General features: G+C 60.0%; 23 protein-coding genes. 6 read left to right on the top strand and 17 right to left on the bottom strand.

Features of this window, described 5'->3' with window-relative positions; genetic code table 11:
• Position 1 precedes the first annotated feature (1 nt).
• The gene (locus ACR0DB_RS09185; RefSeq protein WP_170772712.1) at positions 2-322 is read left to right on the top strand and encodes a hypothetical protein; all 321 of its coding nucleotides are present in this window, start codon (positions 2-4) and stop codon (positions 320-322) included.
• A 1-nt stretch (position 323) separates the two neighbouring features.
• On the opposite strand, the gene ACR0DB_RS09180 is transcribed toward ACR0DB_RS09185, so the two are convergent.
• Genes ACR0DB_RS09180 through pgsA form a run of 3 tightly spaced genes read right to left on the bottom strand, consistent with a single transcriptional unit; the run spans position 324 to position 1689 of the window.
• Positions 324-770: a molybdenum cofactor biosynthesis protein MoaE gene (locus tag ACR0DB_RS09180; protein WP_480550318.1), complete on the bottom strand. Its 447-nt coding sequence runs from the start codon at positions 768-770 to the stop codon at positions 324-326.
• A 1-nt stretch (position 771) separates the two neighbouring features.
• Positions 772-1017 (bottom strand): molybdopterin converting factor subunit 1, encoded by a 246-nt coding sequence (gene moaD, locus ACR0DB_RS09175; protein ID WP_170772714.1) that lies wholly within the window; start codon positions 1015-1017, stop codon positions 772-774.
• A gap of 3 nt (positions 1018-1020) precedes the next feature.
• Entirely contained in the window at positions 1021-1689 is a 669-nt protein-coding gene (pgsA, locus tag ACR0DB_RS09170) for a CDP-diacylglycerol--glycerol-3-phosphate 3-phosphatidyltransferase (protein ID WP_480550316.1), read from the bottom strand.
• A 171-nt stretch (positions 1690-1860) separates the two neighbouring features.
• Between pgsA and ACR0DB_RS09165 the strand changes: the two genes are divergently transcribed.
• Positions 1861-2745 carry a DMT family transporter gene (locus ACR0DB_RS09165; protein ID WP_480550314.1) on the top strand — a complete coding sequence of 295 codons (885 nt, stop codon included), beginning with the start codon at positions 1861-1863 and terminating at the stop codon, positions 2743-2745.
• Here ACR0DB_RS09165 and uvrC read toward each other — a convergent pair.
• The 6 genes from uvrC to ACR0DB_RS09135 form a co-directional block, all read right to left on the bottom strand.
• The gene (gene uvrC / locus ACR0DB_RS09160; protein WP_480550312.1) at positions 2742-4616 is read right to left on the bottom strand and encodes an excinuclease ABC subunit UvrC; all 1875 of its coding nucleotides are present in this window, start codon (positions 4614-4616) and stop codon (positions 2742-2744) included. The genes ACR0DB_RS09165 and uvrC overlap by 4 nt on opposite strands.
• A gap of 290 nt (positions 4617-4906) precedes the next feature.
• Positions 4907-5686 (bottom strand): SDR family oxidoreductase, encoded by a 780-nt coding sequence (locus ACR0DB_RS09155; protein ID WP_480550310.1) that lies wholly within the window; start codon positions 5684-5686, stop codon positions 4907-4909.
• Between the two features lie 18 nt (positions 5687-5704).
• Entirely contained in the window at positions 5705-6667 is a 963-nt protein-coding gene (locus ACR0DB_RS09150) for a calcium/sodium antiporter (RefSeq protein WP_170772722.1), read from the bottom strand.
• 168 nt (positions 6668-6835) lie between these two features.
• A complete protein-coding gene (locus ACR0DB_RS09145) occupies positions 6836-7633 on the bottom strand; it encodes a S49 family peptidase (protein WP_480550308.1) in 798 nt (265 codons plus the stop codon).
• A 113-nt stretch (positions 7634-7746) separates the two neighbouring features.
• Complete coding sequence (locus ACR0DB_RS09140; protein ID WP_170772727.1) at positions 7747-8508, bottom strand: ABC transporter permease; 762 nt, start codon at positions 8506-8508, stop codon at positions 7747-7749.
• A complete protein-coding gene (locus ACR0DB_RS09135; protein ID WP_170785052.1) occupies positions 8505-9434 on the bottom strand; it encodes an ABC transporter ATP-binding protein in 930 nt (309 codons plus the stop codon). Before ACR0DB_RS09135 ends, ACR0DB_RS09140 begins: the two co-directional genes overlap by 4 nt.
• A 148-nt stretch (positions 9435-9582) precedes the next feature.
• Here ACR0DB_RS09135 and ACR0DB_RS09130 point away from each other — a divergent pair, with 148 nt between their 5' ends.
• The gene (locus tag ACR0DB_RS09130; protein ID WP_480550305.1) at positions 9583-10692 is read left to right on the top strand and encodes a CaiB/BaiF CoA transferase family protein; all 1110 of its coding nucleotides are present in this window, start codon (positions 9583-9585) and stop codon (positions 10690-10692) included.
• A 62-nt stretch (positions 10693-10754) separates the two neighbouring features.
• Here ACR0DB_RS09130 and hemE read toward each other — a convergent pair whose 3' ends face one another.
• Positions 10755-11789, bottom strand: coding sequence for a uroporphyrinogen decarboxylase (gene hemE, locus ACR0DB_RS09125; RefSeq protein WP_480550303.1), 1035 nt, complete (start codon positions 11787-11789; stop codon positions 10755-10757).
• Between the two features lie 106 nt (positions 11790-11895).
• Between hemE and hemC the strand changes: the two genes are divergently transcribed.
• On the top strand, positions 11896-12855 hold the full coding sequence (gene hemC / locus ACR0DB_RS09120; protein WP_480550301.1) for a hydroxymethylbilane synthase: 960 nt from the start codon (positions 11896-11898) through the stop codon (positions 12853-12855).
• A gap of 216 nt (positions 12856-13071) precedes the next feature.
• Here the strand turns inward: hemC and ACR0DB_RS09115 are convergent, their stop codons facing one another.
• The 7 genes from ACR0DB_RS09115 to ACR0DB_RS09085 form a co-directional block, all read right to left on the bottom strand.
• Positions 13072-14352: an aspartate aminotransferase family protein gene (locus ACR0DB_RS09115; RefSeq protein ID WP_480550299.1), complete on the bottom strand. Its 1281-nt coding sequence runs from the start codon at positions 14350-14352 to the stop codon at positions 13072-13074.
• 1 nt (position 14353) lies between these two features.
• The gene (locus ACR0DB_RS09110; RefSeq protein ID WP_480550298.1) at positions 14354-15457 is read right to left on the bottom strand and encodes a mandelate racemase/muconate lactonizing enzyme family protein; all 1104 of its coding nucleotides are present in this window, start codon (positions 15455-15457) and stop codon (positions 14354-14356) included.
• Positions 15458-15566: 109 nt separating this feature from the next.
• Positions 15567-16682, bottom strand: coding sequence for a mandelate racemase/muconate lactonizing enzyme family protein (locus tag ACR0DB_RS09105; protein ID WP_480550296.1), 1116 nt, complete (start codon positions 16680-16682; stop codon positions 15567-15569).
• Positions 16679-17785, bottom strand: a complete 1107-nt coding sequence (locus ACR0DB_RS09100) for a mandelate racemase/muconate lactonizing enzyme family protein (RefSeq protein WP_480550294.1) — start codon at positions 17783-17785, stop codon at positions 16679-16681. The genes ACR0DB_RS09105 and ACR0DB_RS09100 overlap by 4 nt, the downstream gene beginning before the upstream one ends.
• Complete coding sequence (locus tag ACR0DB_RS09095; protein WP_480550292.1) at positions 17782-18357, bottom strand: dimethylsulfonioproprionate lyase family protein; 576 nt, start codon at positions 18355-18357, stop codon at positions 17782-17784. Before ACR0DB_RS09095 ends, ACR0DB_RS09100 begins: the two co-directional genes overlap by 4 nt.
• Positions 18354-19436 (bottom strand): alcohol dehydrogenase family protein, encoded by a 1083-nt coding sequence (locus tag ACR0DB_RS09090; RefSeq protein ID WP_480550290.1) that lies wholly within the window; start codon positions 19434-19436, stop codon positions 18354-18356. Before ACR0DB_RS09090 ends, ACR0DB_RS09095 begins: the two co-directional genes overlap by 4 nt.
• Complete coding sequence (locus ACR0DB_RS09085) at positions 19433-21889, bottom strand: FAD-dependent oxidoreductase (RefSeq protein ID WP_480550288.1); 2457 nt, start codon at positions 21887-21889, stop codon at positions 19433-19435. Before ACR0DB_RS09085 ends, ACR0DB_RS09090 begins: the two co-directional genes overlap by 4 nt.
• A gap of 68 nt (positions 21890-21957) precedes the next feature.
• On the opposite strand from ACR0DB_RS09085, the gene ACR0DB_RS09080 reads away from it, so the two are divergent.
• Both ACR0DB_RS09080 and ACR0DB_RS09075 read left to right on the top strand, forming a co-directional pair.
• Positions 21958-22845, top strand: a complete 888-nt coding sequence (locus ACR0DB_RS09080) for a MurR/RpiR family transcriptional regulator (protein ID WP_480550286.1) — start codon at positions 21958-21960, stop codon at positions 22843-22845.
• Positions 22842-23933 (top strand): aromatic ring-hydroxylating oxygenase subunit alpha, encoded by a 1092-nt coding sequence (locus ACR0DB_RS09075; protein ID WP_480550284.1) that lies wholly within the window; start codon positions 22842-22844, stop codon positions 23931-23933. The genes ACR0DB_RS09080 and ACR0DB_RS09075 overlap by 4 nt, the downstream gene beginning before the upstream one ends.
• Positions 23934-23979 lie beyond the last annotated feature (46 nt).

Raw genomic sequence — 23979 nt, 5'->3', positions numbered from 1 at the left:
GTTGAACAGACTGGAATTCATCATCGCCACGGCCATCATCCTGTTCGGGGCGTTCTGTATGGGATGGTTCGCCAACTGGTTGGCCCACCGTCTGTCCCGTGTGCGCCAAAGCGACGTGGCCGATTTGGACCGCATGAGCCAGGAGCTGCACGAGGCCGAGGAAACCCGAGATCAGGCCATAACCTATTTGCAGCAACGCGAGGCAGAGTTGACCAATCAACTGACCCAGACCGAGGCCGAGCTGTCCGCCGCAATGGAAGGCCTGCGCGCCGCCCGGCAAGAGGCTGAGGAACTGCGCGGACGCATCAACAACGCGGATTAAGTCACCACCGGCTCAGCGCGTCTTCGTCTTCGTCCTTAGCAGCGACCCAATCGGCGCCTGCGTTGGTGATCTCTTTCTTCCAGAAAGGCGCGCGAGATTTGAGGTAGTCCATCAGGTATTCTGCCGCCTCAAACGCATCATTGCGGTGGGGCGAGGCGGTGGCCACCATCATGATCCGATCTCCTGGAGCCAGCCTTCCGTGGCGGTGAATCACCAGCACATCGCCCAGCGACCAGCGCGACTGTGCTTCTTCAGCGATCTTGGTCAGGGCGCGTTCGGTCATGCCGGGGTAGTGTTCGATCTCCATCACGTCCAGATCGCCCGTGGCCAGATCTCGCACGACGCCGGTAAAGGTCACGATGGCCCCGTTGGCAGCATCATCCCCAGCGGCAAAGGCGTTGGCTTCGGCCCCCATGTCGAACGGGGCTTCCTGTACGACGATCCGCATCTCAGCCGCCTGTCATGGGCGGAAAGAACGCAACCTCGCGCACGCCCGACAGCGGGGCGTCAAAGTCCGACAGTTCCTGATCCAGCGCCACGCGCAGGGCCGACAGATCAGCGAAGGCAGCAGCATAGCGGTCTTCGCGCGCGCTGAGTTCAGCGACCAGATCGCTGACCGTCGCGGCCTGCGTTTCGACCTTTTCCTTGGGCAGGCCGATGCGTTCGCGCACCCAGGCGAAATACAGCACGTCCATCGCTTAGCTCTCCTTCAGATGGGGCATGGCTTTACGTAGGTAGTCATAGCCCGTGATCAATGTCAGCGTCGCAGCAATCCACAGCAGCCACAGCCCAATACGGCCCGACCAGAACATGCCTTCCAAATGCCAGCGGAGGTGGTTGTGGTCCTCGACTTCGCCAGTCAGGACCTGATCTATGATCGTGGGGTCCATGCCGAAAGTGGCCATGACGAAATAGTGCTCGAATATCCCCTGCGAGAACAGGACGGCAATCGCCACCATCTGCGCCGTGGTCTTCCACTTGGCCAACTTGGTCACTTTCAAAGTTCCGGCTACATCGCCCAGATACTCCCGCAGGCCCGAGACAAAAACCTCGCGGAACAGGATCACGGTAGCGGGCAAAACCAGCCAAGGCGTCCAGTGTTCTGTCGAATAGCCCACAAGGATCATCAGCGCGATCACCACCATCGCTTTGTCGGCAATCGGATCCAGCATCGCGCCAATCTTTGTTTCCTGCTTCCAAGCACGGGCCAAGTAGCCATCGAACCAGTCGGTGATGGCGGCGGACATGAACAGGATCAGGGCAAACCAATCGGCATAGGGCCGGGTGAAATACAAAAACATCACGGCCAGACCTGGCGCCGCCAATAGGCGAAGCACGGTCAGGATATTGGGCAGGTTCCACTTCATGGTTAAAACTTTACATCGCCGGTTCGGGACATGAAAGATGGCCCGTTGAAAATCTGCCCCGATCACAGGCTGTTGCAGTGATTGCGGTCAAAGGGTCGCAACCCCGTTTCCGCGACTTGGCGCGCACAGTGTTTGCGGCCAGATTGGCGACTGGTTCAAACAGGGCGAAACATGACAACCCACATTCAAACCGACCCCCGATCGAACCTGATCGGCAGCGCATGGATGATCGCCGCAATGGCACTTTTCGCGCTTGAGGATGCGCTGATCAAGGCCGCCTCGGCAGCAATTCCGATCTGGCAGGTGTTGGTGCTGTTCGGCGCAGGCGGTGCAGTGATCTATTCGGTGGTGGCCATGTTACGCAGTACACGGCTGTTTCAGCCGGATGTGCTGTCGCGCCCAATGAAAGTGCGCGTGGTTTTCGAAATCCTCGGACGGTTGTTCTATGTGCTGGCCATCGCGTTAACGCCACTATCCTCGGCCACTGTGATCTTACAGGCCACGCCTCTGGTCGTTGTTGCGGGCGCTGCTCTGGTCTTTGGCGAAACCGTCGGCTGGCGCAGGTGGAGCGCCATTCTGATCGGCCTTGTCGGCGTCGTCATCATCATCCGACCAACCGGAGACAGCTTCTCGGCCCTGTCCATCCTTGCGGTGCTGGGAATGTTGGGGTTCGCAGGCCGCGATTTGGCCAGCCGCGCCGCGCCCGCGTCACTGGGGACCGAGGTGCTGGGGTTCTACGGTTTCCTTTGCATCATAGTCGCCGGTCTGGCCTATCGGTTCTGGGAGGGTACGCCGATGCAACCCCTGACCGCCCATGTCAGCCTGCATATGACCGGCGCAATCGTTATGGGCGTCATGGCCTATGCCTCGCTGATGAAGGCGATGCGCACGGGTGAGGTCTCATCTGTCACGCCTTTCCGCTATTCGCGATTGCTGTTCGGGATCGGGTTGGGCGTGGTCATGTTTGGTGAGCGGCTGGACCAGACCATGTGGATCGGGTCGGCGCTGATCGTCGCCTCGGGGCTGTATATTCTGGCGCGGGGGCGGAGGGCCTAACCCTTGTCGTGGAAGAAATCATAGACCTTCTGCGCCAACCCGGCTGAGATCCCGTCCACCGCCTTGAGATCCGCCAGATTGGCCCGGCTGACCGCCTTGGCGCTACCGAAATGGGCCAAAAGGGCGCGTTTGCGTGCCGCACCCACGCCGGGGATTTCGTCCAGAGGCGTCGCCCCAACGGCCTTAGCCCGTTTGGCGCGATGGGTACCGATGGCGAAGCGGTGCGCCTCATCCCGCAGGCGTTGAATGAAATACAGCACCGGATCGTTGCGCTTCAGCGCAAAGGCGCGCTGGCCGATGCGGTGGAATTCCTCTTTGCCGTGGTCGCGGTCCACACCCTTGGCGACGCCGACCATCGGGATGTCTTCGACCCCGTGTTCCACCATGATCTCATGCACCGCGCTGACCTGCCCTGCTCCACCATCGATCAACAGCAGGTCGGGCCAATGGCCCTTGTCTCGGTCTGGGTCTTCTTTTTGCAAGCGGGTAAAGCGGCGGGTCAGAACCTCTTTCATCATGCCAAAGTCGTCGCCCGGCGTCAGATCATCGCCCCGGATGTTGAACTTGCGATAGGCGTTTTTCATAAACCCCTCGGGGCCCGCCACGATCATGCCGCCCACCGCGTTGGTGCCCTGAATATGGCTGTTATCGTAGACCTCGATCCGCTCGGGTGGCGTGTCCAGATCAAACGCCTCGGCCACACCACGTAACAGTTTGGCCTGCGTGGCGCTTTCCGACATGCGCCGTGCCAGTGACTCGCGTGCGTTGCGCAGGGCTCCGGCGACCAGCTCTTGCTTCTCACCCCGTTGAGGGACAAGAATTTCAACCTTGCGTCCGGCTTTTTCCGACAGCGCGTCCTGCATCAGATCGGCATTCTCGATCGCATCTGACAGGATCAACTGACGGGGCGGTTCCTTGTTGTCGTAGAACTGACCGAGAAACGCCTCCATCACCTCGGCAGGTGACACATCCGCCCCGACCCGAGGGTAAAAGTCCTTGTTGCCCCAGTTCTGGTTGGCCCGGATAAAGAACACCTGCACACAGGCCTGCCCACTATCCATATAGAGGCCGATCACATCCGCCTCGGCCACACCGCGCGGGTTGATGCCTTGGCTTGTCTGCACCTGCGTCAGCGCGCGAATACGGTCGCGCAGGCTGGCGGCGCGTTCGAACTCCATCGCCTCGGACGCGGCCATCATTTGTTCGGCCAGTTCTTCCTGCACCTTGGTCGACCGGCCCGACAAGAACCGTTCCGCATCCTTGACGCTTTCGCCGTAATCGCTTTCCGAGATCAACCCCACACACGGTCCAGAACAGCGCTTAATCTGATACAGCAGACAGGGCCGCGTCCGGCTGTCGAACATGGAATCCGAGCAGTTACGCAGCAGGAACGCTTTTTGCAGCTGGTTCAGCGTCCGGTTCACCGCTCCGGCGCTGGCGAATGGGCCAAAATAGGCGCCCTTTTCTTTCTTCGCCCCACGATGTTTCTTGATCTGCGGAAACCCATGATCCTTGGCGACCAGAATGTTCGGAAAACTCTTATCGTCGCGCAGCAGCACATTGTACTTGGGCTTGAGCTGCTTGATCAGGTTCTGCTCCAGCAGCAGCGCCTCGGTCTCGGTCCGCGTGGTCAGAAACATCATCGAAGCCGTCGCGGCGATCATCTTCTCGATCCGCCCCGAATGTCCAGGCCGCGTATAGTTCGATACCCGCGCCTTCAGGTTTCGCGCCTTGCCCACGTACAGAACCCGACTGTCCGCATCCAACATCCGGTACACACCGGGCGAGCTGTCCAGCGTTTTCACATATCGCTGTATACATTCGTATCCAACGCTTTGGGTTTCGGAGTTCGATTCGTTCTGGACGGTCATGTGCCTGAAATATGATTCCCTCACCATGGCTGCAATCTTGAGCGCCTCAGATCAAGAGAAAACAAATCCACGGTTTCTGTGGATAAGTATGAAGATAAGTTTCCCGGTATCGCGATTTTCCCTTAATTCATTAAGGATTCCTTGATTTGCACAAAAATTAGGCAGTAGCTTAACTGTTTGCTTTTAATTGATATTTTTTCATGCACAGGACAAGTGCATGAAAAACAATACATTTTTGTAACGCGTTGGTAACAGAAATGAGAGCGGTGCAAAACTTATCTGAGAATTACCTATTCAACGCCCAAAACATCCGGTGTTTGCCAACCAAGATGCTGCCCGCCATCCACGCATAAAAGCTGTCCGGTGACGGCGTGGGCATCCAGAAAATAGCCCAGCGCAGCGGTGATATCAGACGGGTTTGCGCCGCGTTCCAACACTGTGTTTCTTCGCTGCGCGCTAAAGTGATCGGCGCTTTGACGATGTCCCTGCATCGTCGGGCCGGGACCAATCGCATTGACGCGGATAGCCGGGGTCAGCGCCTGCGCAGCGGTACGAGTCAGCGCCCAGAGACCCATCTTAGCGATAGTGTAGGACATAAATTCGGGCGTCAGCTTACGCACGCGCATATCCACCATGTTGACGATCAGGCCGGTCGCCACCGGTTCTCCTGCATCGTCTTTCTCAGGCTCCAACCCTTGTTCGGCCAACGCCTGTGTCAGAACGAAGGGCGCGCGAAGGTTGCTGTCCATGTGGCGGTCCCAGCTTGTGCGGGTGGCCGTCTGGATGTTGTCATATTCAAAGATCGACGCATTGTTGACCAGACAGGTGATCGGTCCGCCCAACGCCTCGGCCGCGCGGGGCAACAAGGTCTGAACCTGCGCCTCATCCAGAAGATCGGCCTGTAGGGCGATCGCGCTGCGACCCATAGCCTGAGCCTCGGCCACGACATCCAGCGCCGGTTGTTCCGAGGTCGCATAGTGGATGGCCACATCATACCCGCGCTGTGCCAAATACAGGGCCATAGCCCGGCCAAGGCGAATGCCTGCTCCGGTTACGAGGGCACGGGTCATGATTGGGTCTCCGTAAGGTTAGGCCAGCAATGTGACGATGTAGACCACATACAGCAGGGTCAACAACAGGCCCCACCCGCGGGTGATATCTTTCTTGAAAAAGACGAAGGGGATCAGCAGCAGCGAGGCCGCCAGCATCACCCACAAATCGAAGTGCAAGAATTCGGGATCGACCGGGATGCGCCCGACAAGCGTGGCAATCCCCACAATGGCCAGCAGGTTGAACATGTTCGACCCGATGACGTTCCCCAAAGCAACATCCGCCTGACGGCGCAGCGCCGCCATCACGGTCGTCGCCAGTTCGGGCAGAGACGTCCCGACCGCCACCAGCGTCAACCCGATCACTGTTTCGCTGACCCCATAGGTGCGGGCAATGACCGTCGCGTTGTCGACCAGCAGATGCGCGCCCATCGGTAGTCCGATCAGACCCAGCACAAGATAGATCGAGATTTTCCAATAGGGCATATTCGGATCAGCCTCTTCCAGGCCGTCCAGATCATCATCGTCTGCGCAGGCGTCACCACAGGCTTTGCGGTGTGCATGCGCCTCGCGGAACGCGTTCCACAAGACTAAAGCCAGCGCCGTCAACAGGATGGCCCCGCTGAGCAAGTTGAACACGCCGCAAAAGGCCAACCCGATGAACAGCACCGTTGCCATGATCATGAAGACATAGTTCTTGCGGCTGTCACATTCGCTGGTGTGCAACGTGGCCAGCAGCGCAGGCAGGCCCAGCACCAACAGGATATTGGCTGTGTTTGACCCGACCACATTGCCAAGCGCGATCCCCGGTGCGTTTTCCTGAATCGCGCTGATCGCAATCAACAATTCAGGCGCCGAAGTGCCAAAGGCCACAATGGTCAGGCTGACGATCAGAGCAGGCACGCCCAAGCGCAGGCTGAGGTTCACGGCCCCACGCACAAGCGCATCACCCGCCAGCAGCAGGATCAGCAGCCCGAGCCCCGAAAGCAGCCATGCCGTCATGTACGGCCTCCTTTTTCGCAGGCGCAGGGGCCTTTGCCGATCCTGAACCGCCCGCAGCGCGGACACCGGGATGATTGCAGCCTCTTCTGACCCGGAAAGCGCAGTTTTCCGAACATCGCCAACACACCCATGGCGATCAGGAAGAGGGTGACAATCTTGATAATCACGTCACAGACCAAAACGCGCGAAGGCCGCGCGCTCCTCAAGCCCGGCAATCGCGTCCTGCGCCAAAGACGCGCCGAACCGCGACCACAGCGGTTTCCGAAGCCCATAGCGGCGGAATTTGACCTTGTCGCCAAACCGCTCCTGCATTTTGGGTTTCAGATGCGCGATGCCGTCGATCAGACCAAGTTCTTGGGCACGGCGCGCCAACCAGACTTCGCCGGTGAAAAGGTCCTGTGTTTCGTCCAGCTTGCCATCACGACGGGCTTTGACATGGGCGATGAAATTTTCGTGAATATCGCCTAAAAGACGCTCGAGCCGGGCAACGTCCTCTTTCTTTTCGGGCGAGAACGGGTCGAGCATGGATTTTGACTCTCCGGCCGTATGCACCCGCCGCTCGATCCCCTGTCGTTTCAACAGCACATGTGCACCAAACCCTGCCGAGATCACTCCGATGGATCCCAGCACCGAACTGTCGTCGGCATAAATCTCGTCCGCCGCAGCCGCCAGCCAATAGCCACCCGACGCGGCTACATCTTCAACAAACGCTATGACAGGAACGTTCAATTCCTCAGATAACCGCCGAATCCGCGCCCCGATCAGCGAACTTTGAACGGGCGATCCGCCCGGCGAATTAACCTCAAGCGCGACAGCGGCCGGTTTGCCTTTGCGAAACGCTTTTTCAAGAACCGGAGCAAGCGAGGTGTCGGACATCGACCCGCGGCCGGCCATTCCGATGGCGCCGGACAGGCGAACCACGGCCACGCAAGGTTGTTTTTTGACGAAGGGCAGGCGGAGTTTCATGGGAGCCGATGTAGAGTGCGGCCCACCGGTAAACAAGGGACGGTTTGAACCTTGGATGCGGGAGGGTCATATTTCTCGGCGTCGATGGGCAAAAATGCAACGTCGATCATTGGCTAGCTCCGGATGCGCCAACCGGTTTTGAAAATCCACCAAATGATGCCAAGGCAAATACCTGTGAAGGCAAGAATGGCCAGCAGACTGAACACGATCGGCACGTCAGCCAAACCGTAGAACGACCACCTGAACCCCGAGATCAGATAGACCACCGGATTGAACAACGTGATGGTTTGCCAGACCGGCGGCAGCATCGAGATCGAATAGAACGTCCCTCCCAGAAAGATCAGCGGCGTGACCACCAGCTGCGGCACCAGCGACATCTGCTCGAAGTTACTGGCCCAGATGCCGATGATGAACCCCAAGAGCGAGAAACTAAGGCAGGTCAGCACCAAAAAGGCCACCATGGCCAGCGGGTGTTCGATCCGTAAGTCCACAAAGAACGTCGCGGTGATCAAAATCACCACACCCACGAACAACGCCTTGGTTGCAGCCGCTCCCACATATCCGATCACGATCTCGATGAAATTCACCGGGGCCGAGAGCAGCTCATAAATCGTGCCAAGGAATTTGGGGAAGTAGATGCCGAATGACGCGTTCGATATACACAGCATCACCACTGACAGCATGATCAGCCCCGGCACGATGAACGCCCCGTAGGACACGCCCTCGACCTCTTGAATACGACTGCCGATGGCGGTGCCGAAAACCACGAAATACAACGAGGTCGACAGGACCGGTGACAGAAAACTCTGCGCCAGAGTGCGGAAAAACCGGGCCATTTCGAACCGGTAGATGGCGGCGATGGCGGTCCAGTTCATGCTGGATCTCCTGACACAAGATTGACGAAAATCTCTTCCAGGCTCGATTGCCGGGTCTGCACGTCACGTAACACCAACCCCGCCTCGGCCACGTCGTTCAACAAGGTAGTGATCCCGGTACGGTCGGCATTGGTATCATAGGTATAGACCAGCGAGTCCCCATTGCCATTCAGCGTCAGGTTATGCGCGGCCAGACAATCTGGGATGGCCTCAATGGGTGCGGTCAGCATCACCTCGATCTGTTTCTTGCCCATCTGAGCCATCAAGGTTGCCTTGTCCTGCACCAGCAGAAGCTCGCCCTTGTCAATTACACCGACGCGGTCGGCAATGGCCTCGGCCTCTTCAATGTAATGGGTAGTCAGGATGATTGTCACACCCGCTTGCTTCAACTCGGCCACGATCTCCCACATGTCTTTGCGCAGCTCGACATCGACGCCTGCGGTGGGTTCGTCCAGAAACAGCACGCGCGGCTCGTGGGCCAGCGCCTTGGCGATCAGCACCCGGCGTTTCATACCGCCCGATAATTCCTTGATGGCGCTTTTACGTTTGTCCCACAGCGACAGCTTGCGCAGAATTTCCTCAATCCGGGCATTGTCGGTGCCATAGCCAAACAGCCCGCGCGAAAACCGCACGGTGTTCCAAACCTTTTCAAACGGCTCCAGCGCGATCTCTTGCGGCACAAGGCCAATCATCTGACGCGCGGCGCGGAAATCCGTTTGAATGTCGTGACCGCCAACCGTCACACTGCCCGAGGTTGGCGTGGTGATTCCGCAAATAGTGGAGATCAGTGTCGTCTTACCGGCCCCGTTTGGGCCCAACAGCGCCAGAATCTCGCCCTGCTCGATATCCAGTGACACGCCTTTCAGCGCCTCAAACCCTCCGGCATAGGATTTCCGTAAATCCCGGATCGACAGAATTGGTGTCATGCATAGTCCCCGTTCTGGCAGGGACAGTATCGCGCTGCGCCGGAACAGAACAGAGCCATTTCACAAGCGAGGTACAACCCTGCCCGCTCAAAATCCGCCTTGCAATTCTGCCCAGCCCCGGAAACCCTGCTCTGAAAGGGAAAACACCATGCTGACCGGAACACGCATCATCGAAATCGAAGGACTCGGCCCCGCCCCTTTCGCCGCCATGCTTCTGGCCGATCTGGGCGCCGACGTCATCACCATCCACCGCAAAGGCGGCGCAGTAACGCCAGGTATGCCCGAACAATCGCTTTTGGATCGGGGCAAGCGATCCATTGCGTTGGACTTAAAGGACCCCAACGACCTGAGCACCGCCAAACGCCTGATTGCCGCGGCCGATGCCCTGATCGAAGGCTTCCGCCCCGGCGTTATGGAGAAGCTGGGCCTCGGCCCGGCCCCGTGCCATGAGGCGAACCCGAAACTGGTCTATGGCCGCATGACCGGCTGGGGCCAGAACAGCCCTCTGGCGCAGACGGCCGGACACGACCTGAACTACATCGCCCTGTCCGGCGCGCTCTGGTATGCATCCTCCCCCGGCGACGCACCGCACACACCAGCCACCCTTGTGGGAGATATCGGCGGCGGCGCCATGTATCTGGTAGCGGGTCTTCTGGCCGGGCTGTTGAATGCGCAGAAAACCGGGCAAGGCACTGTCGTTGACGCCGCCATCTACGACGGCTCGGCCCATATGATGAACCTGCTCATGAGCTTGCGGCAGACCGGCAACCTGCATGACACGCGGGGGCAAAGCCTGCTGGACGGCCCCCATTGGAGCCGCACATACGCGTGCTCGGACGCAGGATTCGTCACCGTCCAATGCCTGGAGCCCAAATTCTACGCCGAATTCCTGCGCAAACTGGACCTGTCCGACGACCCACAGTTCCAACAGCAATACAACAGCGAACTCTGGCCAATGCTCACCAATCGCCTGACCGAGATCTTCGCCCAACACCCACGCGATCACTGGGCACACCTGTTCCATGGCTCCGACGCCTGCGTCGCCCCGGTCCTCAGCCCCGAGCAAGCACTCGACCACCCCATGAACCAAAGCCGCCAAACATGGACAGCACAAGACGGCACGCTGCAAGCCACGGCCGCACCACGGTTTTCAACCCATGACTGGCGCCTCAGACCCAGCCCCAAACGCGGCGAACACAATGGCGAAATCCGCGCCGAGATCGAAACACAGCCCGAATCCGCCCCTTCATCTGGCTAAAAATATCCCGGGGGATGAATTGGCCGAAGGCCAAGAAGGGGGCTGGCCCCCTTCCTCCCGACTTACCGCGCACGCACGGTATCAATCATCAACTGAACTTTCGAGGGATCCGCATCCGGCGTGATCCCATGCCCAAGGTTGAAAATATGCGGTCCTTTGGAAAACGCCTCGACGATCTTGCGCGTCTCATCCACCAAAGCCTGCCCACCCGTCACCATATGCGACGAGGCCAGATTGCCCTGCACGCAGCCATCCACCTGCACATGGGCCGCCGCCCAATCCGGCGCGACCGAGTTGTCCAGCGCCACACAATCCACACCTGTGGCCTTGGCAAACCCGACATAGCCCTCTCCGGCCTCGCGTGGGAAACCGATGACCGGAATACCGGGATGGCGTTCTTTGATGGCCTGCGTGATCACCCGGCACGGCTCAACCGCATATTTCTGAAACGCCTCGCCCTTCAGTGACCCGGCCCAGCTGTCAAAAATCTTGACCACTTCGGCCCCGGCCTCGATCTGGGCCGACAGATACTCGATCGTCGCCAGCGTGATCCGCTCGAGCAACGCCTCGAACAATGCCACATTCTCCTCGCGCAGCGCATGGGCCGGGCCTTGGTCCGGCGTGCCGCGCCCGGCGATCATATAGGTGGCCACCGTCCAGGGCGCGCCTGCAAAACCGATCAAAGTCGTCTCGGACGGCAATTCCCGCGACAGGATACGCACGGTTTCATAGACCGGCGACAAAGTCTCATGAATCGCATCCACGGGTTTCAGCGCATCAAACTCGGCCTGCTGGGTGATGGTCGACAAGCGCGGCCCCTCACCGGTGACAAACCACAAATCCGCGCCCAGCGCCTGTGGCACTAGAAGAATATCGGCAAACAGAATCGCCGCATCGAACCCATAGCGGCGGATCGGCTGCAACGTGACCTCGGCCGCCAGTTCGGGGTTATAGCACAGCGACAGGAAATCCCCCGCCTGCGCCCGCGTCGCGCGGTATTCGGGCAGGTACCGCCCGGCCTGACGCATCATCCAGATCGGCGGCACATCCTGCACTTCACCTGCCAATGCGCGCAGTATCTTCTTTGTCTCGGCCATCTTTGCCCCCAATCATCCGGTTTGCGCCACGGGTCGGCCCTCAGTGGCAATTTGTCAAGCTCTGCCCCCATTGTCAGGGCAATGTGACGCGATTAAAGCTTGCGCCATGACACTGACCCTGCCCTCCCCCGACTCACCGCTCAAGATCGGAACACGCGGATCGCCGCTGGCGCTGGCGCAAGCCCATGAGACCCGCCACAGGCTGGGCACCGCATTTGATCTGTCCGAAGAGGCGTTCGAGATCGTGGTGATCAAGACCACCGGCGACAACCGCGCCATGATCGACGCGGACCGCCCGTTGAAAGAGATCGGCAACAAGGGGCTGTTCACCAAGGAAATCGAAGAGGCAATGCTGCGCGGCGATATCGACATCGCGGTGCATTCCACCAAGGACATGCCGGTGGAACAGCCCGCAGGTCTGGTGCTGGACACGTTCCTTCCGCGCGAGGATGTGCGCGACGCGTTCATCTCGCCAAGTTTGAATTCAATTCACGACCTGCCGCAGGGTGCGACCGTCGGCACCTCGTCCCTGCGCCGCCGGGCCCAATTGCTGAACCGCCGCCCCGACCTGAACGTGGTTGAATTCCGAGGCAACGTGCAAACGCGACTGAAAAAACTGGCAGACGGCGTGGCTGATTGCACCTTTCTGGCCATGGCCGGCATCCGCCGCCTGAACATGGAGGACGTCCCCGCCACCGCCATCGCGCCCGAGGACATGCTGCCTGCCATCGCCCAAGGCACGATCGGTATCGAGCGCCGCAGCGACGATTCCCGCGCAGCGTGTATGCTTGAGGCGATCCACGACGCCGAAACCGGACAACGTCTGGCGGCTGAGCGCGCGCTGCTCGCGGCGTTGGACGGGTCCTGCGAAACGCCCATCGCGGGTCTGGCCGAACTTCAAGGCGGCCAATTGCGCCTGCGCGGCGAGGTGCTGCGCCCCGATGGATCCGAGGCAATTGCCGAGGAGATCTCCGGCGCGGTGGAGGACGGGGCCGAAATGGGCCGCGCCATGGCAAGTACGCTGCTTCAAAGGGCTGGCCCTGGTTTCTTCGACTGGAAAAATTGAGGAAAAATAGCGGTATGTGATCTAGTTCACTGCCAGCGCGCAGAAATCTGCGCATATTGGGATCACACCGATTGAGAGGTCGGGTTGGTCTCGAATAAGTCGAAGTTTTTTGTAAGTCTGTCCATTTTAAGTGGTATTCGAGGGGGCGAGACGCAACCCTGATATCCGATCAGTTAGGGCCGTTGTCAGCGATGACAGCGGCCCGTTTCCGTTCCATTAACCCGCGCGAAGGATCACCTCGACCGCCTTTCGCACCGCATCGCGTGTCAGCTCAAGATCGGCATCTGTCACGGCCAAAGACGGGTAAAGCTTACCCGGTGACTTGAAGACACCACTCGCCCTTAAACTGTTATTGTAGAGCGCGTTGCGCTGGGGGTCATCGTGACGGGCACTGCGATAATCACGACAGGGGCTATCGGTGAAATAGATGTCGAAAAGGGTCTCATCCCCGCAGATCTGATGTGGGATGCCCGCGTCGGTCAGGGCATCTGTCTGCATTTTCTGCAGGGCCGCACCGGTCACGCGCAGTTGGTCATAGACGCCGTCGCGCCGCAGTACCTCCATCGTCTTCAACCCTGCAACCGAGGCCACCGGGTTGCCCGACAACGTGCCCAACTGCATCAGCCAGCCACCCTCGCCCACCTGATCCTTGTCGAAATGCTTCATGATCTCGGTGCTTGCACCCAGCGCGGCCAGGGGGAAGCCGCCGCCGATGATCTTGCCCATGGTGCAGATGTCGGGGGTGACGCCATATCTCTCCTGCGCGCCGCCGTAGGCTAGACGAAAACCGGTGACGATCTCATCAAAGATCAGCAGGACATTGTGTTTGTCACACAGGTCGCGCAGCCCTTGCAGATAGCCCGGTAGAGGCGGGATGATCCGTTGCAGCGGCTCGACCATGATAGCGGCGATGTCATCATGTTCGCCCAGCAACGCCGCGACAGCGTCCAAGTCGTTGAAGGGCGCGATTAGCATCTGCTCGGCCACGCCAGCAGGAATACCCGCGCTGTCGGGCACTGCTTGCGGGAAGTTGACCTGTCGACTGGGGGCGAGGCTCATTTGCGCCTCGGCGCTCATGCCGTGATAGCCGCCTTCGAATTTCAGAATCTTGTCGCGCCCGGTATAGGCGCGAGCCAAGCGGATGGCGTACATGTCAGCCTCGCCGCCCGAGGCGACAAAACGCACCTGTTCGCAGCACGGCACCGCGTCGATGATCGCCTCAGCCAGTTCGATACCTTTGACGTTGTTGGCGAAAAAAGTCATGCCTTTGGGCAGTTGTTCCAGAACCGCCTCCATCACCTCGGGGTGACCGTGACCCAGCAGCATGGGGCCAGAACCGATCAGATAGTCGACATATTCGTTGCCGTCCTCATCCCAGACATGGCTACCTTCGCCGCGGGCGATGATGATGCCCGGGTCGAAATTGCCAAAACCTCCGGCGGGCAGAACGGCATTGGCGCGGGCGATCCATTCGGATTGTGTGTTGATCTTGAGCATCTCAGGCGATCTCCAATATCGGGGAACCAAGGATTTCCGGGTCGGGCGTCACGCCCAGACCGGGGCCTTCGGGCGGGGCGATGCGGCCATCCTTGCGGCTGGGCGCATCGGGGCAGAGGCGCGGGGCTACATAAGAGGACAGGTCGCAGGTGTTCATCAGCGATCCCTGCGGCGTCGAGGCCGCGAAATGCAATGAAGCTGCGGTGACGATATCGGATCCCCATGTGCATTCGGCGCAGATTTCGGCCCCCACATGCACGGTTAGATCGCGCGCGCGGCGCATGGCCGACAGCCCGCCGAACTTGGACAATTTCAACGCCACTGCGTCCATGCAGCCCAGTTCATGCGCGCGGAGCAGCGAGGCCAAATCATGCGCGTTTTCGTCGATCTTCATTGGCAGGCCAGTGGCTTGCCGGACGGCGGCGCAATCCTCCAGCGTTTTGCAGGGCTGCTCCAGCATCACATCCAGATGCGCCACCGCGCGGCCCGTACGTGTGGCTTGCAGGCGAGATGCGCCGCAGTTCCAGTCTCCGTAAACGATGGGGCCGGGTCCCACGGCCTCGCGCACTTTTGTCAGGCGTTCGGCGTCGGCTTGCCAATCGGCTTCGACGCCAAGTTTGACCTGAAACTGGCGAATACCGGTCTGATAGGCAGTTTGCGCAATACGGGCCATATCATCGGGATCGATGCAGGTGATCGAGTGGTAGAGCGGCATGTCCTTACGCGTGCGCCCACCCAACAGCGCATAGACCGGCTGGCCTGTGGCATGGCCGAAAAGGTCCCATAGGGCAAGGTCGACGACGGATTTGGCGTAGCGGTGGCCTTGAAGAAACCCGCCGAGCTTGCGCATCGGGGCATCGGCCCCAAAGGGCGACATCCCAAGGATTTCAGGAGCCATTTCGGTGATCGCCGCCGGTACACCATCGGCATAGGCGGGCAGATAGTTTGGGATCGGGCAGACCTCGCCCCATCCTTTTAGGCCGGTATCGGTTTCAAGGCACAGCACATGGGTTTTGACGGTGGCGCAGGTTTTGCCCTCGGCCATGTGGTAGGTTTCGTGGCTGGTGAGGTCGACGGACCAGAGGGTGATGGCGGTGATTTTCATTCAGGCCGTCCTTGGGGTGTTGATGTCGTGCAGTCTGAGGGGCCAGCCCCTCTCTTGGCCTTCGGCCAATTCACACCCCGAGATATTTCTAGCCAGATGAAGAGGCGGGTCATCGCGGGGCCTCGTAGGTTGCGATTGGGAGACCGAGGGTATCTTCGTCGGGGTGGACGCCAAGGCCCGGGGTTTCGGGCAGGTGGAGATGTCCGTTATTGTTGCGGGGACCGCGACCGTTGGCGATGTCGACGGTGATCATATCCTGGCAGGCCCAGACGGCATGGCAGTTCTGATCTGGGATGGTGGCGGCCAAATGCAGGGCCTCGGTATCGGCAAGAACGGTGCCTCCGGTGGCCATGACGAACATGTCGATCCCGTGGGCCAGGGCGACATCGCGCATTCGGGCTGCCTTGGTCAGGCCGCCGACGCGGTTGAGCTTGATGCCAAAGACCTCGGCCAGCCCGTCGCGGGCGATGCGGGCGGCGTCTTGCAGAGTGACGAGACTTTCGTCCACCGACACCGGCAACGCGTGGCGGGGTGCGATCGCAGCGATGTCATCGAGGGATTCGCAAGGCTGTTCGAAGATCACCTGCAAAGACTCGCATGCCTTCATCACGCGCAGCGTCTGTTGGCGAGTCCAGCCCCGGTTCACGTCATACAGGACAATTTCGCCGGGGCGGCGGAAGCTTTCAACATCTTGGACGCGGGCGATGTCGCGTTCGACGTCTCCACCGATTTTGACCGAATGGGCGATGTAGCCACGGTCGCGGTAGCGGGTCATCACCTCGCGCGTTTCTTCAGCGGTTTTGGCGCCGACGGAGGAGGCAATCGGGCGCGGGGTACGGGACCCGCCGCCCATCAGGTCGGCAATTGGCAGGCCCGCAGCCTGCCCGGCAATATCCCAACAGGCCATGTCGATAGGGCTTTTGGCATAGAGATGGCCGGGGAGCGCCGTATCCATGGCGCGTTCCACATCCAACACGCGGCGTGGATCGAGGCCCATTATAAAGGGGGCCATGGTTTCAATCCCGGCACGGATGCCTGGGCCGTGGGCGGGGACGTAGGTATGGCCCCAGGGCGTGCCCTCGCCCCAGCCAATCAAGCCAGTATCGGTTTCGATTTTCACCAACGTAGCGTCCAGCGTTTCGAATTTCAGCCGCCCACCAGACAGCCAATATGGATGCTCGAGCGGCAGGTCGATTTGGTAAACGATGATGGTTTTGATCTTCATAGCGCGTACTCTGCCACGGGCGCGCCGAGGCTTTTGAAATCAGGGGTGACACCTAAACCTGGCGCATCTGGCGCGTAGAGCTTGCCGTTTCGCGACACAGCCCCGCCGTATCCGGTCGAGCGGGTGTTGTAGTTCATCAGGTCTGTGGTGTTTTGCAGGTATTCCTCGGGCGTAGAGGCGGCAAAATGGGCGACGGTGGCAGTGGTGATTTCACCGCCCCATGTATCCTCAGCCACCACTGGAATACGGTTTTCAATCAGAAAATCGCGCACCCGACGTGCCTTGCTGAGCCCGCCGAGATTGGAAAGCTTCAGGCAGCAGATCTCGGCCCCCCGATCCGCGACGATACGCTGCGCCATGTGCATTCCAGTCAGGCATTCGTCCAGCTTCATCGGCTGTTCGGCCACGCGGCGAACCTGTTGGCACTCTTCATACGTTTTGCAGGGTTGTTCGAGGATAAAATCAAGATCACGCGTCGCCCGAGCCACCCGAATCGCGTTATCCACGCACCAGCCCTGATTGGCGTCGGCCATGGCGGTCTCACCCGGTTGCAGAAAAGGGACCGTGGCCCTGATACGGTCGATATCCGTGGCCCAATCTGCGCCTACCTTAATCTGGAACTGACGGTAACCCTGATCGCGATATGTGTTCATCTCGGCCACGGTCTCATCCACTACCTTTTGCGGCGCCACCCGATACATCGGGGCACCATCCGTCAGCTTGCCACCCAGCAACATCCAGATGGGCTGCGCGCAGGCTTGCCCCAGAATATCCCAACAGGCTGCATCAAACGGTGCCTTGGCATAGCCGTGCCCCTGCACCAGATGGTCCATCAGCTGTTCGATCCGCCCAACCTGCCGTGGGTCCTCGCCCAGCAACTTGCGGGCGACCAAAGCGGCCAAAGCAGGAACGCCTTGGGAATGCGCGACCATGTAGTTTTCGCCGCAGGGTGTGAACTCACCACAGCCCTGCAACCCAGCATCGGTGTCGATCACCACAATCGAGGCGATGGCGGTCTCAATCGCGTTGCCCGCACCCCAAACATAGGCCCCGCCGACATAGGGCAGCCCGGTCTGATAGATGCGGATGCGGGTGATTTTCATGCGGCGTCCATTCGGGGCAAGGCGTCCAGCCCTTCGCCGCGCCACAGCACGTAGGTCAGGATGGGGCTGTCGGTGGTCGTCATGGCGTGGCTTTGCCAACTGGTGTGCAGGCGAGTTTGGTTGGGTGTTAGTTCGGCGTCATTGCCAGCGACGTGAAACCTCGCACGGCCGGCGGCGATGAGGTACAGTTCTTGGGCCTGATGGCTGTGCCAATCATAGGCTAATCCCTCACCCCAAAAAGCCACGTAGCCCCGCAGCTTTGTTGAGTGGAAATGGCCCGTGGGACCGAACAGTTCATAATAGCCAAAACGGTTCAGGAAGTCGGCACCGACTTCGTCTTCGGTGTAAGTCAGCTTCCAATTGGCGAGATGCGCGGTTGCGCAGATCGCCTTCGTAAGGGCTTGGGTCGGCCCGGCATCGGACTGGATCGCCTGCACGAGAGGAACCGCAGGGATCGCGTTTGGCGACACGTCAACGGCGCGCAGATCATCTGGCCAATCACCGAACGCAGCCAGATCAGGATGCGTTTGGTGCAGCTGTCGCGCGGCGTTCAGCACATCATCCAAAGTCATGGGATCACCACGATATTGCCCGTGTGCCGCTTGGCGATGAAAGCTGCTTGCGCCTCGCGCAGCTCCTCCAGAGGATAAGTCGCGGCCAGAGCCGGTTTGATCTCACCCGCCTCGATATATTTCACGAGGTTCTGCATGACCTGCGGGTCAATCACGGTCGAGCCGGTAAAGGTCAGGTCGCGCAGATAGAAGGTGCGCAAGTCGAACTCAACCATCGGGCCCGCGATGGCTCCGGAGCAAGTATAGCGTCCGCCGCGCTCGAGGATGTCGATCAGGGTCGGCCAATAGGGGCCGCCTACTACGTCGGCGACTACCGTGATTTTTTCACCACCCAGCGCGGCACGCAGGTTTTCTGGTGCGCGCGGCAGGATCATGTCAGGACCAAGCTCAGCGACGTCGGCATGTTTCGCCTCGGACGCCATTGCGATAACGCGCGCGCCACGCCGTTTGGCCAATTGCACCAAGGCGCCGCCGACACCGCCCGAGGTTCCGGGCACCAGAACCGTGTCTTTGTCGTTGACGTTAGCGCGGGTCAGCATCCCTTCTGCGGTTGAGTAGGAGCAAGAAAACGTCGCCAGTTCCGCATCCGACAAATCTGAGGTAATCGGCACTGCATTCACGGCCAGAGTGGTGGCATATTCGGCAAACCCTCCGTCCCGTTCCGAGCCGTAGTAGCCGGTTTTGTCCTTGTTGCCGGGATCATCCGGGGCCCGCAACCAGCCATCGGTGATCACGCGCTGACCGATTCGGGCGGGGTCGACACCTGCACCCACGGCTACGATATAGCCACAGATATCCGCCCCCTGGATGCGCGGGAAGGTGATCGGGTTGCCGCCCCAGGTGGGGTCTTCCTCACCCACCTCATCAAACGCGCCGCCGGTGGTCGCGTCGGTGACTGTCTTGGAATACCATCCCGACCGCGTATTGACGTCCGTGTTGTTCAGACCGCAGGCAGCGACCTTGATCAACACTTCCTGAGCCGCAGGTTCGGGGCGAGGCCAGTCCGGGTGAAGCACCATCTGCTCGAGACCGCCATGGCCCATCGTGACCATAGCTTTCATTCTATCAGGCAAGATCATTGCGCGGCCTCCAGTACAGCGTCGGTTCGTGGCAGCAGGCTTTGCGGATCATAGGCCGGTTCGCCCAATACTCGGGCCGCGCGGGGTTGGCCGTGGATCACGACTTGCAAGGCTGTGCCGGGCGTGGCGGCCTCGGGCTCGATATAGGCAAAGGCGAGGATCTTGCCGACGGTATGGCCGTAGACTACCGACGCGGTCGAGCCGACCACGCGACCATTCAGCATCACGGCCTCGCCGCCATGGCCGTCAATCTCGCCATCCGGTTCGATTTCCAGATAGGCGCAAATCCACGGAAGGTCGGTGTTCAGGGTCTTGTCCTTGCCCAGATAGTCCTTGTCGGTGCGCGCAAAGCGCAGCGCGTCCGCCTCGGCCAATGTGACTTCATTGGTTAGTTCACCCGCGCCTTTGAAACCTTTCTCGATCCGCATCACGTTCATGGCAAAGCTGCCGTAGTCGGCGATGCCATGCGGCTCACCCGCACCCCAAAGTGCGGTGTAAACGTCGAGGCAAGCGGCGTTGGACATGTGCAACTCCCAGCCCAGTTCCCCGGCATAGGACATGCGGAACGCCCAGACCTTGTGGCCTGCGATTGTGATTTCCTGCGCGGACAACCAGCGGAACCCGACATTGGTCAAATCGGCATCGGTGCAGCGCGCCAGTACGTCCCGCGATAGGGGGCCGTTCAGCGACAAGGCTGACCAATCGGACGAGAGGGCGGTAACCTGAACATCCTCATCCGCCCGCTGTTGCGTCAGGTGATCCAGCAGGCGTTGCTCGAAGAACGCCGCACAGACCAGATAGAAGCGGTCTTCAGCCATACGAACAATGGTTGTCTCCAACTCGATCCGGCCCCGGCGGTTCAGCATATGGGTCAGCGTGATCGAGCCCACTTTTTGCGGCATCCGGTTGGCCGTCAGCCGATCCAGTAGGGCGTAGGCATCCGGCCCCGAAACCTCGACCTTGGTAAAGGCCGTCACATCCATGATGCCCACGCGTTCGCGCACCGCCTTGACCTCGGCGGCCACCATGTCGTCGGCTGGGGTACGGCGGAAGGAATAGTGGTCGCGCTGTTCAACCCCATCGCGGGCGAACCAGCGGGGGCGCTCGAACCCATAGACTTCCTCATGCACCGCGCCCTTGGATTTCAGCAACTCATACAGGGGCGATGGCTTGATCGGACGCCCTTCGAGACGGTTGAAATGCGGAAACGGAATCTCGTGGCGCAGGCAGTAGTCTTCCTCGGCCTTGATCACCTGCCAGTCCTTCGTGGCATAGCTGCCGAACCGGCGCGGGTCGAACTCACGCATTGAGATATCGGCGGCACCATGCACCATCCAGCGCGCCAACTCACGCGTCAGACCTGGCCCCCAACCAATGCCGATCTGCGTACCGCAGCAGCACCAATAGTTCCGCACACCCGGCGCGGGCCCGATCAGGGGATTGCCGTCCGGCGGGTGCGAGATAGCGCCATGCACATCGCGCTGGATACCCAGCTCGGCAAAGATCGGCATCCGGTTCAGGCTTTCCTCAAGCCACGGCATCACCCGGTCGTAATCCGCATCAAACAGCCAGTTTTCGTATTCCCACGGGCAATGGTCATGCCAAACCGAGTTCGGGTTCTCTTTCTCGTAAATCCCGATCAGCCCGCGCTGTTGCTCCATCCGGATATAGCCCGAGACCTTGCGGTCATCGCGGATCACCGGCAGTTCCGTGTCCAGATTCTGGAACTCGGGCACCGGCTCGGTCACGAAGTAATGGTGCGTCATCGAGGTCATCGGCAGTTGCAACCCAGACCATTCACCCATCTGGCGCGCGTAAGTGCCGCCCGCATTCACCACATGTTCGCAGGTTATCGTGCCCATCTCGGTCTCAACCACCCACTCGCCATTCTCGGCCTGCGTGATGTTCGTCGCGCGGCAGTTGCGGAAGATGCGGACGCCCTTCTGGCGCGCGCCCGTCGCCATCGCCATGGTCACATTGGTCGGGTCCACATGCCCGTCATCAGGCGTGTGCAGCGCACCCAATACGCCGTCGAGATTGTAGAACGGGTGCAGCTCGGCCACCTTCTCGGGGCCCACCAATTCGATGTTGAAGCCAAGCGAGCGGCCCACGGACAGGGTGTGGCGCAGCCAGTCCATCTCATCCTCGGTATAGGCCAAGCGGAACGAGCCGCAGCCGTGCCATGTGACCGGCTGGCCGGTTTCAGCCTCCAACGCGCCGGAATAGAGACCGATATTGTAGTCCACGCATTTGCCCAGCCCAAAGCTTGAGGTCGAATGCGTGATCTGGCCCGCCGCGTGCCACGTGCTGCCGCTGGTCAGCTCGGCCTTTTCCAGCAGGACGGTGTCATCGCCCCACCCCTCATGCGCCAGATGATAGGCCAGACCGACCCCCATGACGCCGCCTCCAACAATGACCACGCGGGCGTGGGTGGGCAATTTCTTCTCGGACATGACATTTCCTCTTCCCGAGTCGCTTTTCTGCTCGACAGGCTAATTCCACATTTGTACCATCGTCAATCATGAATGACACAAATGTATCATCAATCGTTCTCGACCGCCTTACGGAGGAATGGGAGGCCCTGACGCCCGAGGCGCAAAAGGCCGCACGCTATGTGCTGGAAAACCCCACGGATGTTGGGGTTTCGACCGTGCGCGAGATTGCCGAGGCGGCAAAAGTAAAGCCCAACACTTTTGTCCGCATGGCGCGGCAAGTCGGCTTCGAAGGGTATGAAGATTTCCGCGCGCCCTTCCGTGATGCGATTCGTCGGGGCGGCGTTTCGTTCCCCGACCGTGCGCGTTGGCTGCAGGATATCGGCAAGTCGGGTGAGCTGGGCGGGCTTTATGCCGATATGATTGGCGCCGCGATCCGCAATATCGAAGAGACCTTTGCCGGAATTGACGCCGCCAACCTAAAGGCGGCGGCCGAGGATATCTGGACCTGTCGCCAGATTTTCACGCTGGGCGTGGGCGTTAACAACGCGAACGCACGGAACTTCACCTATCTAGCGTCAACTGGGATGAAGCAATTCCACGCTATTCCCCGCCCCGGATCAACCCCGGTGGACGACCTGGCCTGGGCTGATGAACAAGACGTGCTGATTGCCATCACATGCCACCCCTACCGGACCGAGGTGATCGACGCCATCAAACTGGCTCGGCAACAGGGAATGACCGTCGTGGGGATCTCGGACAGTCCGGCTAGCCCAGTGATCCTGAACGCGCAGCACGGCTTTGTCGTGGCCGCCGATACGCCGCAATTCTTCCCCTCCTCTGTTTCGACAATCGCTCTGCTGGAAACGCTGCTGTCCTTCGTGATCGCCGTGTCCAGCGATGAAATCGTCGAGCGGGTGGAGCGGTTTCACCAACGCAGACACCAGCTTGGCCTCTACGCGGAGGAGCCCGAATGAACGCCCCCCTCACCCATTCTCTGGACGCCAGATACTATACCGACCCCGCAATTTTCGCGCAGGAAATGCAAGGGCTGCTGGCCCGAACGTGGCAATTCGCAGGCCACGTGGCACAGGTGCGCGAACCCGGCGACTATTTCGCGTTCGAGATCGCGGGGCAAAACCTCTTCTGCATTCGGGGTCGCGACGGGGAAATCCGCACATTCTACAATGTGTGCCAACACCGCGCGCACGAGATGGTCAGTGGCGCGGGTAATACCCGCGTGGTCGTCTGCCCCTATCACTCTTGGACCTATGAACTGACGGGCCAATTGCGCGCCGGCCCGAATATCAAATCGGTTCCCGGTTTCGACCGCAGCGCGATCTGCCTGACCTCGGTTCGGACCGAAGTGTTCAACGGCTTCATCTTCGTCAACCTCGACGATGATGCAGCCCCCATGGACGATTGGTATCCCGGCGTGCGCGAGGAAATCGGTGCGTTTGTACCGCATATCGACGATTTGGAACCGCTGGAATGGGTAGAAATTCCGGAAAACTGCAACTGGAAGGTCAGTATCGAGAATTACTCGGAATGCTATCACTGCCCGACCAACCACCCGACTTTTGCCGAAGGCGTCGTCAAGCCCGAGACTTATGACATTCAGCCCGACGCCAGCGGCGGCTATGTCCTGCGTCATACGACCGAGTGTCAGAGCCTCGACAAGATGACCTACCCCATCGACATGTCCGTGCCTCATGCGGGCGACTACCAGTCGTGGTTCTTGTGGCCGATGTTCTCGTTCCAGTGCTATCCGGGTAACGTACTGAACACCTATCACTGGCGCGCCCACGACGCCGATCACTGCACCGTCTGGCGCGGTTGGTACACCGAAGGCGGATCGGAAAGCGCGTTGATCCGCCAACTGGCCGCACAAGACCGCGAGACAACGGTCGAAGAGGATATCCGTCTGGTCGAATCCGTCCACCGCGGCCTGAAGTCCCGCGGATACCGCCCCGGCCCGCTGGTGTTGGACCCCGGTTGCGGCGTGATGTCGGAACATTCCATTGCGCGCTTGCAACACTGGATGCGCGAAGCCATTGATGGCTGACCTACCCGAAGGCGAAGAAAATTCGACGAATTTTCTCGGCCCAACA

It is taken from the genome of Ruegeria sp. AB6, from assembly GCF_056542685.1.
The sequence above is the reverse complement of the archived record's forward strand: the minus strand, read 5'-3'. Positions and strand labels throughout refer to the sequence as shown.